Below are 14,080 nucleotides of genomic sequence, written 5' to 3'. Positions count from 1 at the left end.
ATCGTGCCCGAAGGAGATACGCATGGATGTCCTCGAACTCACCCGCCAGCTTGTTGCGATTGACTCGCAGAATCCCGGCCCCGGTGAGCGGGAAATCGCCGCCGCTGTGTCGGCCTGGTTCGACGAGCGAGACATCACCAACGAGATTGTCGAGTTCGTCAACGGGCGCCCGAACGTGATTGCCACGGTGGACCACGGCGGCGCCGGCCATCTCGGCCTCACCGGCCATCTTGACACCAAGCCGATCGGCGACGCACGGTCGGTCTGGCGGACAGACCCGTTGGACCTGACGGTGGAAGGCGACACTGCTTTCGGTCTTGGCACCACCGATATGAAGGGTGCCGTGGCCGCGATGATGATCGCGCTGGAACGATTCGCTAAACGGAACGATCTGCCTGGCAAGGTATCTCTCATCCTCACCGCCGATGAAGAACAAGGTTCGGATGCCGGCGCCCAATCTCTCGTCCGGTCGGAGCTGATGCCGGACGTGGACGCCTTGCTGATCGGCGAACCGAGCGGCATCGATGAGCCTTGGGAGGCCATCTACCTGGTCTCTCGCGGCATCTGCTGTTTCGATATTGCTATCGACACCACACAGGGCCATAGCGGGCTCTCTCCTCGACTCGGGCGCAATGCCACCCTCGTCGCCGCGGATGTCCTGCTCGCCCTGGAGTCGTTCGCTCCCCCGATCGCCCAGCCAGGCCTGGTACCAACCGCCCCAACAGTGAACCCGGGAATGATGATCGAGGGCGGGGTCTGTTTCGGCGTCTGGCCAGGGCACTGCGTCGTGAGCGCAGAAATCCGCACCGTCCCTGGGATGGAACGCGACCAGGTGCGGGAGGCGATTGAAGATCTCGTGCAGCAGACCGTTGAGGGCCAGGGAACCGCCGTCGTCCGCTACCACGAAGGATCCATGGGTTGGATGCCGGCCACCGAGATTGATCCGGCACATCCGATCGTGGATGCGGCACAGCAAGCTGCCGCCTCGGTGCTCGGTCGGCCGCTGCCGATCGCTGCATACCCCGGCGGTACCGATGCTGCCTACTTCATGGGCGAAGCCGGCATCCCGACGGTCGTCAGCCTCGGCCCGGGCTGGCTCAGCGTCGCCCATGGGGCTAATGAGAAGGTGGGCGTTGCTCAGCTCTATCAAGCCACCGACCTGTACGAGCAGCTCATGAGCGAATACTTCAAGCGGTCATAGGCTGATGAAATGAAGCAAACGAAGTATCGCGTGATCGCAGATCAGCTGCGAGAGATGTGTGCTGGTCTCGATGAAGGGACCCGGCTGCCCTCAGAGAAGAAACTGGCGACCCGCTACGGCGTCAGCCCAACGACGGTACGGCAGGCGCTCGGAGTGCTGGAGGACGACTCGTTCATTACCCGCATCTTCGGCAAAGGAACCTTCGTCGACGGACAAAAGCGCGTGATCGGAAAAGGCGACACAATCGCGTCATTCTCCGAGGACATGCGCGTCCGAGGCCTCACCCCCTCCACCCGGCTGCTCGGGGTCGAAATCAGGAAGGCGCCGGACGCCGTGGCAACCGACCTGAGGCTAGGGCAGAAACAAAAGACAGTTGTCATTGAACGACTTCGCATGGCCGACGGCGAACCGATGTGCTTGGAAACGGCTCACCTTCCCGAACGTTTCAGCTGGACGACCGCCAGCGATCTCGACGGGTCGCTGCACGAGCTGCTGGAGTCGGCCGGAGTGCAGATCAGTTCCGGCAAGCGCACGATCCGGGCGGTGGCGCTGTCGGACAGGCAAGGAACCCTGCTGAGGATGCCGACGGGGGCCCCAGCTCTGCATATTGTGCAGGTGTTCGCGGACGAACACGGCACCCCGGTTCAACGCGCCGATGCCGTCTACCGTGCAGACCGATACGAGGTCTATACGCACATCCGACGTCCTTGACCCAAAAACCCAAACCATAGATAAGGAAGAAAATGAGCAAGAAAGCAATTCTCAGTGAACAACTTCCCAACCCGGCAGGTCCCTACAGCCATGTAGTGGAACTCAACGGCATGGTTTTCACCGCCGGCTTTGGACCACAGGATCCGGAAACCGGCGAGGTGCCTGAAGGTATCACCGCCCAGACGGAGCAGGTGATCAATAACGTCGAGACGGCCCTCGCCCAAGTAGGGCTGAGCCTCGCCGACGTGGTGAAAACAACCGTGCACCTGCAGCACCTGCAGCAGGATTTCCCCGCCTATAACGACGTCTACGCGCGCCGCTTTCCGGCGCCCTATCCCGTGCGCACCACCGTGGGCAGCCAACTGGCGAACATCCTCGTGGAGATCGACGCGATAGCGATCCGGCCAGCGGACTGATCATGGCCGCCCTTCAACTTAGCAAATATGTCTGGCTGGTGGGCGGAAGCACTGCAGGGCCGACCTTCACCAGCCAATACGACTGCAATCAGTATCTGCTGTGGGACGGCTCCCGCGGTGTTCTCGTTGATGCGGGTTCGGGCCTCGCCGCTGCCCAGTGGCTGCATAACGTTGCCGACGTCGTGGACCCCGCCCAACTGGACGGTGTACTTATCACCCATTACCACGGTGATCACGCCGGTGGCGTCAGCGCCGCCCAGAAAGCGGGGCTGCGAGTATGGGGAAGCTCAGTCTGCTCCCTGGCTCTAGCCGCCGGCGACGAGGAGCGTACACAAGTGCGCCGCGCCCGCGACGTTGGCGTCTACCCGCCGCACTTTACATTGCCGCCCGCTGCCGGTGTCCAAACGCTGGCTAACGGCTCACTTACAGTAGGAACTCTCGTACTCGAGGTCTACGACACACCTGGACACTGCGACGGTCACCTGGTGTTCGGGGTCAAGGAAAACGACGGCGTAAGCCTCTTCACCGGTGACGTGTTATTCGCCGGAGGACGAATCAGTATGCAGGCGATTCCGGACTGCCGGCTGGACCTCTATGGGCAGAGCATTGCCCGACTGGCAGACGTCCCGGTGATTGCACTCTATCCCGGCCATAGTGACGCGGACCTGTCCCCCGACTCGGCACGGCGGGCCGTCATCAGTGCTGCGGAGTCCTTCGCCCGGTTGGTTCCGCCGCTCAACTTTTTGTCCTGAACCACGCTCGGTCTCCTCTCGTGCCGCGGCTCCTCTCCGGCTCTGCTACACGACGCGGTCAGCAACTCCGATTGCCAGTTCCTGCCACTGCTCACCGCTCAGGTTGATCTGATTCTCCAGAACATGTGCTGGAGGGACTGCGGCATAATCAGCATGTCCGCCGATCGCCTGAGCGGCGAGCAGATGACCTAAGCGCAGCCGCTCAACCATGCCGAGTCCGCGAATCTCAGCAGAAAGGTAGCCGGCCGCGAAAGCGTCGCCGGCCCCCACTGGTTCAACGACGGCCACTTGCGGCGCCGGAACGAACGTAGACGACACGCCCAGTTCGAAGGCCGTTGCCCCCACGGCCCCATCCTTCACGATCAGGGTGGGCACCTCCCGCAGCATCGCCCGGATGCTGTCGGGAGTGTCCTTCTGCCAAAGACCCTCGGCCTCGTCGCGGCCGACGAAAACAGTGTCCGCCATCTTAGCGAGCCGGGCGAGCGTGGGCGCAGCCTCGCTCCGCTCCCATAATGCCGGCCGGTAGTTCACGTCGAAGGATACTGCCACGCCGCTGCCGGCAGCAGCATTCATGAGGTCTGATAGGAGCGTCGCCGAACTGGCACTGAGAGCGGCAGTAATGCCGGTCACGTGCAACCGTGGCGACGAATGCACTGCTGGCAGCAGCTCGTCCAAAGACATCGCTGAGGCAGCGGACGCTGTTCGGTAGTAATATACTCCTCCAGGCGAGGGTGCATCCTTGAAGTAGACGCCAGTACGCTCGCCGGAGGCTACGCGCACTTCAGAGACGTCGATTCCCACACCGGTAAACTCTCTCAGAAGCCTGCGTCCGAAAGGATCATCGCCGACCCGGCTGGCCCATCCCACCCGATGCCTTAATTGAGCGAGATAGTAGGCAACGTTGGATTCAGCGCCCGCGCAGTGCAGCGAGACCCTGGACGCCGCTTCCAGTGGGACGCCTTCGTCTGCGACGAGGACAATCATGCTCTCTCCGATTGCCATCAATTCGACATCGGCAGGACTTTTCATCAGTGGTGCTTTCTATGGTGTGGTCAACAGGACAGGCTGGGCCGACTTCAGCGATTCGACAATCGCCTCCGCGATCACGATGCCCTCGACTGCATGATCCATCGGCATAAGGTCGTTGGAGCGGTTCCCCTTCACGACGTCGATGGCATACTCGACTTCGCTGCGCAGAGCGCCCCCGACGATGCCGTCGGTAAGGGGCCACAGTGCAGGGTTCGGTGACCAGGTAGCCGCGTCGGACCACACCGTCAACGCGTCGCTGAGCAATCTCTGCTTAACGACGCCGCTTGACCCGTGTGCCTCGGCCTCGGCCACGATAGAACCGGGCAGTTCGAGTGCTCCCGATTCGGTTTGCGGCGCTTGCTCAGGAACTGACCATGCCGTTTCAACCGTCGCCAACACCCCGTTATCGAACTGAATGAGCGAACTGACGATGCTGGAGGCGGATGCGCCAGCAGCCTCGCTGCGCATCGCCACGACCCGCGCGGCACGTGCATTGGTGAAGTAGAGTGCCAGGTCGACATCATGTATACATGATTCCCATACGGGGTTCACTCGTGCACCGAAGGCTTTGAACCAGCTTCGGGAGAAGTCACGTCGGAGCCGCAGCGACCATAAGTCTCCGATTCGGCCGGCGTCCATCGCGTCCCGCATCGCTCGATATGGCTGGGCAAAGCGTGAAATGTGACCGGCGATCACTTCTCGATTTCGCTGCTTGGCCAGGCCCATCACTCGCCGGGCCTCCTCCGCAGTCAGCGCAAATGGCTTCTCAACAAGTACGTGGCAGTTGTTCTGGAGAGCGATCTCGGTAATTTCGACGTGGGAGTCTTCGGCGGTTGCAATGACAACCACATCCGGCTGCGTTTCTTTCAGCAGTACTTCCGCGTCGCAACTGAGGTTGAGAGCACCCACTCGCGCAGCCACTTCGCTAAGTCGGGCCTCATCCACATCCACCAGGCCGACGATGTCAGCGCCCGCTTCCTTCCAGGCCCGGGCGTGCAGGGCGCCAAAGCGTCCCGCACCGACAATTATCGTCCGGACTGGGCTTCCCGCAGCGCTCATTGGGCGTCCTCGCCGCCTTTTCCTGCCTCTTTCATCTGCACCAGCCGAGCGGGCGGCAGATACCCGAGTGATTCGGAGATGTCATCTGCCGTTTTTCGCACCAGCAATCCGAAGGAGTCGACGGCAGAACGGTCGAAGCGCTCACTTGGGGTCGACACACTGATTCCCGCAACAGGGCGCCCGCTAGCGTCCATCACGGGCGCACCGACACAACAGATCCCTGGCTCATTTTCTTCGAGGTCCAAGCTGTAACCCAAACGCCTGGCATTAGCGATCTCCTCCATCAAGGCGGCCTCCTGCACAATGTCCCCAAGCTGGAACTTCGTGTCGGCGAGGGTCTTAGCGACCACCTCGTCGGAAGAGTACGCCAGAATGGCACGTCCGATGGCGGTCAGAACAGCGGGCATCGTACCGCCTACACGAGAGACCATTCGTACAGGGTGTGTGCTGTCCATCTTCTCGATGTACACAATTTGTGGAGATGCCAGCGCGCCGAGGTGGCAGGTTTCGTTGGTCTCGATACTCAACCTTTCGAGGTGGGGCCGGCTCTCCGTCCGCAGATCAAGACCGGCGAGGTAGGCGCCGGAAAGCACGAGTGTTCCAACTCCAAGCCCATGCAGGCCGCTTGGGGTTTCTCGGGCGAGCCCCTTTGAACGCAGGGCAGCAAGCATTCTGTGCACCGTTGTGGTGGTGAGGCCTGTTTCGCGCGACAGATCAGCCAGACTGATTCCGTCGGGATGCGAGGTCAGAGCGAAGAGGATACTCATCGCGCGATCGAGTGCGCGCAGCCCTTCGGGGCCTTTACTCCGCGCTCCGTCCGCGTTGGCCTCTGCTTGCTTTGTCATGTTTTCATTCCTTTGCAGAATCTGCGCCTACGGTAGATATTTGCTTCAGCACTCCAGCAAGTCGTTCTGCAGCTAGCTCATGCAGCGCCGATCCGGCATCTACACTACTGACCGAAGGATCGCCGACGACTCCATTGTGTGTGAGTTCGTCGAATGGCCGATGCCGGGTAACCGGATCCCTGCCGAACAGGCTCGCGTCGGGAAATCTGCCCTGCCCACTGAGTGCGGGGATATCTGCTTCCTTTACGAGCGTACGCCACAGCGCGAGGGACAATGACGTCTCCATGGCGCAGGCATGGCCGACAGTTCGAGAGTCGTGGAACTCCTCCTCAATCTCGCGACTGATCAGCTCAAAGTAGGTTACGGCCCAGGCATCGATGCCTTCCTGCATCAACACCTGGAGCGCTGTCCCGAGCGGAGCCCGATTCCCCCCGTGCCCGTTCACAAACACCGGTACAAAACCATCGCCGACGAGCGAACGGGCAACGTCAACAATCATCGCAATGAACGTCTCCGGCCGAAGACTCATCGTTCCGGCGTAGGAACGATGATGGGCAGAACAGCCTATCGGAAGTGCCTCAGCGACCAAAACGTTATCCGTACCCTGTGCAGCCGTCAACGCGATGTGGTGTGCCAGCCAGATATCAGTACCCAGCGGTAGGTGCGGGCCGTGCTGTTCGACGGCGCCGATTGGCACAAGCACAATTGATCCGCTAGCTTCCGCAGCCTCATCAGATGTCAGTCGCGCGAAGTCGCGGCTGTAGCCGCCTACGGCTGTGTCCGGCAACATGTCTGACTACCCCAGCTCGAGTGTGAAAGTCTGGACCTCGGTCATTTCCATGACAGACCACGGACCTCCCGAACGGCCGATGCCGCTGTTCGCTCCTGCAGCTCCACCTGCCGGAATGGAAGGCTCCCAATAGGCGCTGGTGTCATTGATATTCACATGCCCAACGCGCAAGGACTCGCCCAGAGTGAGCCCCTTTTCGACGTCTCGGGTAAAGATGCCGCCATGCAGCCCGAATGAACTTGCTGCAATATGATTCCTCAGTTCTTCCTCGGACTCGTAGTGAACGATCGGCGCCACGGGGCCAAATGTTTCCGAGAAGTGCAGTTCGACGTCATGGGGGACGTTGTCGACGACGGTGGGGAGTAGATAGTTTCCGGTTGGCGCTTCATCGAGCAAGCGCCCGCCGGTAACTACTCGAGCACCCTTAGTTACTGCATCTTCCAGCTGCCGCAAAATAGCACCTACAAGCTCGGTGCGGTGCACCGGCCCCATTGTGGTGGCGCGGTCTCTCGGGTCGCCAAGCACAAACCGTTCTGACTCGGCGGCAATGGCTTCGGCGAGTTCGGTGGCGATCGATGCATGAGCAATAATACGCCCGGAAGCGGTGCAAATTTGGCCGGCGTTCGTGAAGCTTCCAGTAGCGATTTTATTGGCTGCGCGTTCGATATCGGCATCGGGCAGTACGATCGTTGGGCCGTTCCCGCCGAGCTCGAGAAACGCAGGTTTGCCAATGGCCGCCGTCTGTACGGCATTTCCGACCGGAGTCGATCCGGTGAACCCGACGGCATCGACATGGGGATGACTAGCCAGGGCCTGACCTACGACGGGGCCATCACCCATCACGAAGTTAAGCGCTCCGGCGGGCCAAATCTCGGCGATCGTTTCGGCCAGCAGGGCGTGTGTCGAGTTAACTGAGGGCGCTCCGAGCCAGACCATGCTGTTGCCGGCGGCCAACCCGGGCCCGAGATAGTACTGCGTTGCGATCCCAAGGGGGAAGTTCCACGGCGTGAGAATGCCGTACACACCCCGAGGGCGCCGCACCGTGAGCAACCGCTTATTGGGCGTGGAGAGCGGATAATGTGATTCCGTCAACCAGCGCGCCTGCGCTCCCGCGTTCGCCATTGCAGCGGCGCTCCCCTCGACTTCACCAACTGCATCACCGTATTGAGTCTTACCATGCTCGACGGCGAGGATCTTGGCGAACTCGTCGGATTTGGCGCGGATGGCCTCAGCCGTTTTGACCAGGAGATTGGCCCGCTCATCCAAGGACAACGCAGCGAGCACGGGCACCGCTGCTCGCGCCGCGGCAACCGCACGATCGACGTCCTCGCCTGTGCCAAGGGGAATCTGTGTGACAGGCTCGCCGGTTGTCGGGGACAGATAGATACGCGTCTCCCGTTCGGGTGTGTATTGCTTGCCTGCCACTAACATCGAGGGCTCATAGACGGACATGTTAAATCCTTTCGAAACGGTCCAGGTCGAGGTCAAGAATCGCGTTCAACGCGCGATCAACGTCTCGCTCTTCGGTATATAGATGCAGCCCCAAGCGCAACCGGCCCAGCCGCACAGCGGCGCGCACGCCGGCCCTTTCGAGTTCGCCGGCCAGGTCGACGTCGATCCGGTTTACACCCATGGACACGACGCTGCTCGCCAAATCGGACTCCTGCACGGCGATACCTACATCCTCCAGACCGTCGCGCAAGCGGCCGGCCAGGGCGAGCACATGGGCCTCGCGCTGCTTCGGGTCAACGGATTCGAGGAGTTCAAAAGCTGGGACAGCACCGACCCAGGACAGCCAGGCAGGAGATTGTGTCAGACCTCGCCCGCCCGCCCATGCCTGATCCGACGGACCGTACGAACCTCGAACGGCGTTGTCTTCCATACCATAAGGGCTGGGCACGATGGTCATTTCAGGTGCCGCCGCCGCCGAGGCGTAAACGAATCCCGTCCCCCTCGGCGCGAGCAGCCCCTTATAACCGGCAGTGACCACGGCAGCAATTCGCCGATAATCTACACTGAGCGAGACAATGCCCTCCGACTGGGTGCTGTCAACGATCATCTGTGCGCCTGTGGCATCGCAGGCATCCATGATCCTGCCTAGGTTCAGTCGAGCTCCATCTGCGGAGGATACCGAGGAAGCGACCGCTGCAACGACGTCATCATCGATGGCATTCTCGAAAGCCGCAGCGGTATAGGGACCCTGCACCCAGCGGATGCGTTCGGGCCCGAACGCAACCACAGCCGGCAGCAACAGCGAGCGAAATTCGTCCCGATGGGCTACCAAGACCCCAGGAGAGTCCTGCAGATTGTGTGCGATCGCCGCCACTGCGGAGGTAACCGACGGCACGGCTCCCACATCCTCAACCGCGACCCCGCACATCCTTGCCCATGCTGCTCGGCAGCGGTCCACGGCAACCTCCCACTCGCCGAAGTTGGCCGTGCCATCGACCCATGCATCGAGCGCACTCTTCATTGCCGCGACCGTTGATCTTGTCGGCAGTCCCATTGACGGCGTATTGAAGTATCCGGTGGGGCCGTTCCCGAACGCATTCCGCACAAAGTCAAGCTTCATTGACGGTCAGACTACTTCCACGTCTTCAGGCTGGCCTGATTCGACTGAGCGCAGGATGGCATCGTTCACAGCAACGTCTCGCATTGCTTCCTCGACTGAGATGACAAACGGCTTGTTGTGCACGACCGCCTCGACGAAATGTGCCACCTCTGCGGCCAGGTCTCCATGCATCCGGCCGTTCACCTCGGGCCAGTGCAGCGCGTCCGGCACTTCGAAGGAGTCCTTGCCATATACTTTGATGCCATGGTCACGCACATCGACTTCAAGCGAGCCGTCAGTGCCAAACAGCTCAAAACGCCCGTCAATCTGTACCGGGGTGTCACTCGTGCGCGTCCACCCATTGAAGAGCTCGCCTACTCCGCCGTTCTCGAGATCGACAACCGAGAGGATCGCATCTTCGGATTCAACTCCCATAGAGGGCATCAGCTTGCTTACCGCGCGTGAATAGACCCGGGTAATGCGCTGCCCCGTGATCCATTGGATGGCGTCAACGTCGTGAATGCCGACATAGAACAGCACGCTGGACTTACCGTTCATCCGAGTGCCCACGTCACGGCTGGCGATGCGGCCAGCGGTTAGGTGCAGCGGCTCACCGACCTTTCCTTCTCGCACCGCTGCGGCCGCCGCGGCATAACGAGGATCGTGACGAAGCAGCTGCCCAACAAGCAAACGCGCCCCTCCTTGGTCGGCTGCCGCTGCGATCCGACGAGCGACCTCAAGAGTGTGAGCCAGCGGCTTTTCCAGCAGCACCGGCTTGCCGGCGCGCAGAATTTCTACTGAAGCTTCTTCATGGAGAGTATCCGGAAGCGCAACGATGTAAGCGTCAATAGCCGAATCTTCAAGCGCGGCACTCACGGAAGAGTGATAGTTGGTGCCCAGTTCCTCTGCAACAGGACGGCCGACCGCCTCGTTGACATCGACGACGGCCTGCAGTGTTGCGGCAGGTGAATCTCTCACCGTGCGAGCGTGGAGCTGGCCCATGAATCCTGTTCCAACCACGGCAATATTGAGTGACATTATGTTCCTCTCTTCTGCAATTCGATGTTCAAGCTGCTCGGCGCTTCTCGAGGAAGCGGATTCCGGCGTCAATGATGACGGCGACGACGATGGTGATGCCTTTGAATAGATCGATGTTCTCTGCACTTACCCCTATGACGACAAGGTTTGTCGAAATCAGGCTGATAATAAGAGCACCAGTGAGGGTGCCGCGCACCGTTCCCTTTCCGCCGAATAGGCTGGTGCCGCCGATGATGGTTGCGGCAAACGCGTCCAGTAGGAGACTGATATTCGAGATGTTGGTGTCGACGATCTGCACTTTGGCCACGAGGATGATCGCGGTCAGTGCCACCAGCAGTCCGCCGAACATGTAGACCAATACGGTCTGGCGCACAATGGGCACGCCGCGCGCTACCATTGCGTCGCGGTTCGAACCCAGCCCATAGGTGTACAAGCCGAACCGGGTGTAACGCGCCACCGCCGCGACCACTGCAGCGATAAGCACCGCCAAAATCACCAGCATGGGGATGCCCATCGGACGTGCTCCACCAATGAAGCTGAGTATGTCGGCGTTGACAATCACGGTGCCCTGCGTGCCGAGCAGGAGAACCATGCCCTGAACTCCGGCCATCGTGGCAAGTGTGGCTATGAAGGGGGGCATCGCCAGCACCCCGACGAGGATGCCGTTAATCAGTCCCAGCGCCAGCCCGGCGAGCACACCGTAGAGAAGCGCCAGAGGAACGGGAATCCCCTGCTGGAGACCTCCGCCGATAACCAGCGCACACATCGCTACGCCGAACCCGGCAGACAAGTCCAGTCCCCCGGAGATGAGGATCCACATCGCCCCCAGAGCGAGCACCGCTATCGGCACAGCATTGATCAATACATTGACGATATTGGCAGTCGACAGGGTCACTGGGTTGATCAACGCCACTACGACGATGAGCATGACCAGCAGTAATTGCGGTGCATATTCGACAACAAAGCCACGCGCCCGGTCCAAGATCCTGCCCTTTGGGCGGGCGGACCGCCTGGGCTCTGTGGTGAGGCCAGTGCTGGTCATTGGGTCACCTCTGCCTTGTTATCTTCCGGGCGGTCCCGATTTTGCAATTCTTCGGCGATGGCCGCTCCCTCTTCACCGAACGCGTCCCGCATTAGCTGCTCTTCGCTGACGCCACGTGGGTATTCTCCGACCGTTACTCCATCCCGCATGACGATTATGCGGTCAGCGATGCTCAGTACCTCGGGGATTTCTGATGAGGTGAGAAGCACTCCCGCACCCTGGTCCTTGTATTCCGAAATCAGGGTGTGGATCTCCGCCTTCGCTCCCACATCCACCCCTCGGGTCGGATCGTCCAACAGGATCAGTTCCGGATCGAGGGCGAGCCATTTACCCAGGACCACTTTTTGTTGATTGCCGCCGGAAAGGTTTTTGATAAGCTTTTTTGGATCCGGCGGACGGACATTCATCCGCCGTACCTGTTCAGCGACCATCTGCCCTTCTCGTTGGCGGGACAAGTAGCCGGCGGGCGAGTTCCGGCGGAGCCACAACATGCTCATGTTCTCCCCGACTGTCATCTCCGGGTAGATTCCTTCTTCCTGCCGGTCTTCGGGCACAAAAGCGAGACCTTGGTCGGCGAGGTCATGGAAAGACCGGCTACCCCTCGCCTCTCCAAAAACGGCCAGCGAACCGGCTGTGGCTTTCGAAAGCCCGGCGACGGTCCGCATCAGCTCCGTTCGACCCGACCCCATCAGGCCCACCAAACCGACTACTTCGCCACGGTGCACAGTGATGGAGGCGTTGGTCAGCCGTCCGCCATCGGATAGGCCCTTGCCCTCCACGAGTCTTTCGCCAACCAAGGACTCGCTGTACGGGAATGCGCTTTCCATGTCGCGGCCGATCATTAGGTTCACAAGTCCTGACGAATCGATATCGGACAGATTGGGCTGGCCGACCAAATTACCGTCGCGCAACACAATTGCGCGGGAACAAAGGTGGTAGATCTCGTCCATCTTGTGGGAGATATAGAGAATAGCGGTGTTTCGGGCCTTGAGCCGGTCGATCAGCTCATAGAGGTGGTCCCGCTCTCGAGATGACAGAGCGGACGTCGGCTCGTCCATAATGACCAGCCAAGCCTCTTCTCGCACTGCCCGGACAATCTCAATCATTTGGCGGTGCCCGACGCTCAGTTCCCCTACGACGTCAGTGGCCGAGAACGGCATATCCAGTTCCCTCAATAGGGACGCTGTATCCCGTTCCATTTGTCGACGCCGCAGGGGGCCGATTTTGCCGAAGCGGAGTTCCTGTCCGAGGAACATATTCTGTGTGACAGTTAAGTCCGGCACCAAGCTGAAATGCTGGTGTATGACTGCGATTCCGGATTTGCGGGCGTCCTCGGGTCCGGCGAAGGTCACTGGCACGCCGTCGATCTCGAGCCGGCCGCCAGTGGGCCGGTTGTTGCCTGCGATGGCCTTTACGAGAGTCGATTTCCCGGCGCCGTTCTCGCCCATCAGCGCGACAATCTCCCCGGATGAGACGGAGAAGGAAATGCCATTCAGGACTTGAACTCCGGAGAAGGACTTTTGCACGTCGACCAAGTTCAGGGTGTGCGACTGGTTTCCAGTTCCTGCATCGGCAGCGGTTTCGGCAGTGCGGCGACGGGACGAGTGCGCGCGGAGGGAGTTCAGAAAGAAAGTTGCATTGTCTTTTATTTGCAGCACGACTTCGCGCTGAGACACGATGACGGCGACCACCGTGAGTAGACCGGTGTACAGGTAGATGAGTGGCTGACTTACTCCTGCGAATGACAGTCCTGAGGTAAGTACGCCGACAAAGATCGATCCGAGGAACGTTGCGATCATTGATCCGCGACCGCCAGCCAGGCTCGCGCCGCCGATGACGGCCGCGGTAATGGCCGAGAATTCCAGGTTGAGCCCGGCCATCGGCTGCGCCGAGCCAGCCCGACCGATGGTCAGCAGCGCACCCATCCCAACAGCGGCACCGACAAGCACGAACGCTGAGAATTGGACCGTTCGGGCGGGGATTCCCATTGCCACTGCTGTGCGGGTGTTGCCACCGACTGCGAAGAACCAGCGGCCGAGCATGGTGCGGCGCAGCAGAAAGGCGAAGAGCGCCAGCGCGACGAAGGTGACGATAATCGACCAGGGAATGCCGAAAATTCCTTCACGCCCAAGGAACAGAATGACGTCGTTTGCGATCGGTAGAGATGCGCCGCCGGAGATGCTGATGGCCGCGCCTCGGGCAAGAGCGAACATACCCAGGGTCGCCATGAACGCGTTCACCTTGAGTACCGCCACAAGAAAGCCGTTGAATGCACCAACGGCGAGTGCGACAGCAAAGACCGTGATAATGGTGAGAAGGGAGCTCCCTCCGGTCGCTTCGAGGACTTGGGCGCCTACCACTGAGGCCAGTGCGAGAGACGAACCTACCGAAAGGTCAATGCCCCGGACGATGATTACGCCCGTCATCCCGAAGGCGACAAGTGATATCACCGCCGTCTGCACCGCGATGTTGACCATGTTGAACGGGCTCAAGAATCCGGTGAAGCTAAAGCCGAAGTACGCTGCCGCAATAAGAATCGCGGCAATCAAGATGACCTCTGTGCGACTCTGCTGATCGCGCACAGCATCCGCAACTCTAGAAAATTGGTCTCTCATCAGAACGGTGCATACCTTTCGAAAGATCCGT

Annotated in this window: 13 protein-coding genes; 4 read left to right on the top strand and 9 right to left on the bottom strand. The window is 60.5% G+C overall.

Features of this window, described 5'->3' with window-relative positions; all coding sequences use genetic code 11:
• Positions 1-22: 22 nt before the first annotated feature.
• From QNN99_RS16985 to QNN99_RS16970, 4 genes are read left to right on the top strand one after another with little or no spacing between them, the layout of a single operon-like run.
• Positions 23-1,201, top strand: a complete 1,179-nt coding sequence (locus QNN99_RS16985) for a M20 family metallopeptidase (protein WP_229968321.1) — start codon at positions 23-25, stop codon at positions 1,199-1,201.
• A 9-nt stretch (positions 1,202-1,210) separates the two neighbouring features.
• On the top strand, positions 1,211-1,912 hold the full coding sequence (locus QNN99_RS16980; protein WP_229968319.1) for a GntR family transcriptional regulator: 702 nt from the start codon (positions 1,211-1,213) through the stop codon (positions 1,910-1,912).
• A gap of 32 nt (positions 1,913-1,944) precedes the next feature.
• Positions 1,945-2,328 carry a RidA family protein gene (locus QNN99_RS16975; protein WP_229968317.1) on the top strand — a complete coding sequence of 128 codons (384 nt, stop codon included), beginning with the start codon at positions 1,945-1,947 and terminating at the stop codon, positions 2,326-2,328.
• Positions 2,329-2,330: 2 nt separating this feature from the next.
• A complete protein-coding gene (locus QNN99_RS16970) occupies positions 2,331-3,080 on the top strand; it encodes an MBL fold metallo-hydrolase (protein ID WP_229968315.1) in 750 nt (249 codons plus the stop codon).
• Between the two features lie 45 nt (positions 3,081-3,125).
• Here the strand turns inward: QNN99_RS16970 and QNN99_RS16965 are convergent, their stop codons facing one another.
• The 9 genes from QNN99_RS16965 to QNN99_RS16925 are packed head-to-tail and all read right to left on the bottom strand — an operon-like array spanning position 3,126 to position 14,016.
• On the bottom strand, positions 3,126-4,109 hold the full coding sequence (locus QNN99_RS16965) for a sugar kinase (RefSeq protein WP_229968313.1): 984 nt from the start codon (positions 4,107-4,109) through the stop codon (positions 3,126-3,128).
• A gap of 12 nt (positions 4,110-4,121) precedes the next feature.
• On the bottom strand, positions 4,122-5,168 hold the full coding sequence (locus QNN99_RS16960) for a Gfo/Idh/MocA family oxidoreductase (RefSeq protein WP_229968311.1): 1,047 nt from the start codon (positions 5,166-5,168) through the stop codon (positions 4,122-4,124).
• The gene (locus QNN99_RS16955) at positions 5,165-6,013 is read right to left on the bottom strand and encodes an IclR family transcriptional regulator (protein WP_229968310.1); all 849 of its coding nucleotides are present in this window, start codon (positions 6,011-6,013) and stop codon (positions 5,165-5,167) included. Before QNN99_RS16955 ends, QNN99_RS16960 begins: the two co-directional genes overlap by 4 nt.
• Positions 6,014-6,017: 4 nt before the next feature.
• The gene (locus QNN99_RS16950; RefSeq protein ID WP_229968308.1) at positions 6,018-6,803 is read right to left on the bottom strand and encodes a creatininase family protein; all 786 of its coding nucleotides are present in this window, start codon (positions 6,801-6,803) and stop codon (positions 6,018-6,020) included.
• A gap of 6 nt (positions 6,804-6,809) precedes the next feature.
• Positions 6,810-8,255: an aldehyde dehydrogenase family protein gene (locus QNN99_RS16945; RefSeq protein WP_229968306.1), complete on the bottom strand. Its 1,446-nt coding sequence runs from the start codon at positions 8,253-8,255 to the stop codon at positions 6,810-6,812.
• Position 8,256: 1 nt separating this feature from the next.
• The gene (locus QNN99_RS16940; RefSeq protein ID WP_229968304.1) at positions 8,257-9,375 is read right to left on the bottom strand and encodes an aminotransferase class V-fold PLP-dependent enzyme; all 1,119 of its coding nucleotides are present in this window, start codon (positions 9,373-9,375) and stop codon (positions 8,257-8,259) included.
• Positions 9,376-9,381: 6 nt separating this feature from the next.
• Positions 9,382-10,392, bottom strand: a complete 1,011-nt coding sequence (locus QNN99_RS16935) for a Gfo/Idh/MocA family protein (RefSeq protein WP_229968302.1) — start codon at positions 10,390-10,392, stop codon at positions 9,382-9,384.
• A gap of 28 nt (positions 10,393-10,420) precedes the next feature.
• The gene (locus QNN99_RS16930) at positions 10,421-11,434 is read right to left on the bottom strand and encodes an ABC transporter permease (RefSeq protein ID WP_229968300.1); all 1,014 of its coding nucleotides are present in this window, start codon (positions 11,432-11,434) and stop codon (positions 10,421-10,423) included.
• A complete protein-coding gene (locus QNN99_RS16925; protein WP_229968298.1) occupies positions 11,431-14,016 on the bottom strand; it encodes an ATP-binding cassette domain-containing protein in 2,586 nt (861 codons plus the stop codon). The genes QNN99_RS16930 and QNN99_RS16925 overlap by 4 nt, the downstream gene beginning before the upstream one ends.
• Between the last annotated feature and the right edge of the window lie 64 nt (positions 14,017-14,080).

It is taken from the genome of Arthrobacter sp. zg.Y820 (genome assembly GCF_030125555.1).
Classification (GTDB): domain Bacteria; phylum Actinomycetota; class Actinomycetes; order Actinomycetales; family Micrococcaceae; genus Arthrobacter_B.
This window is presented reverse-complemented; position numbering and strand designations above follow the sequence as displayed.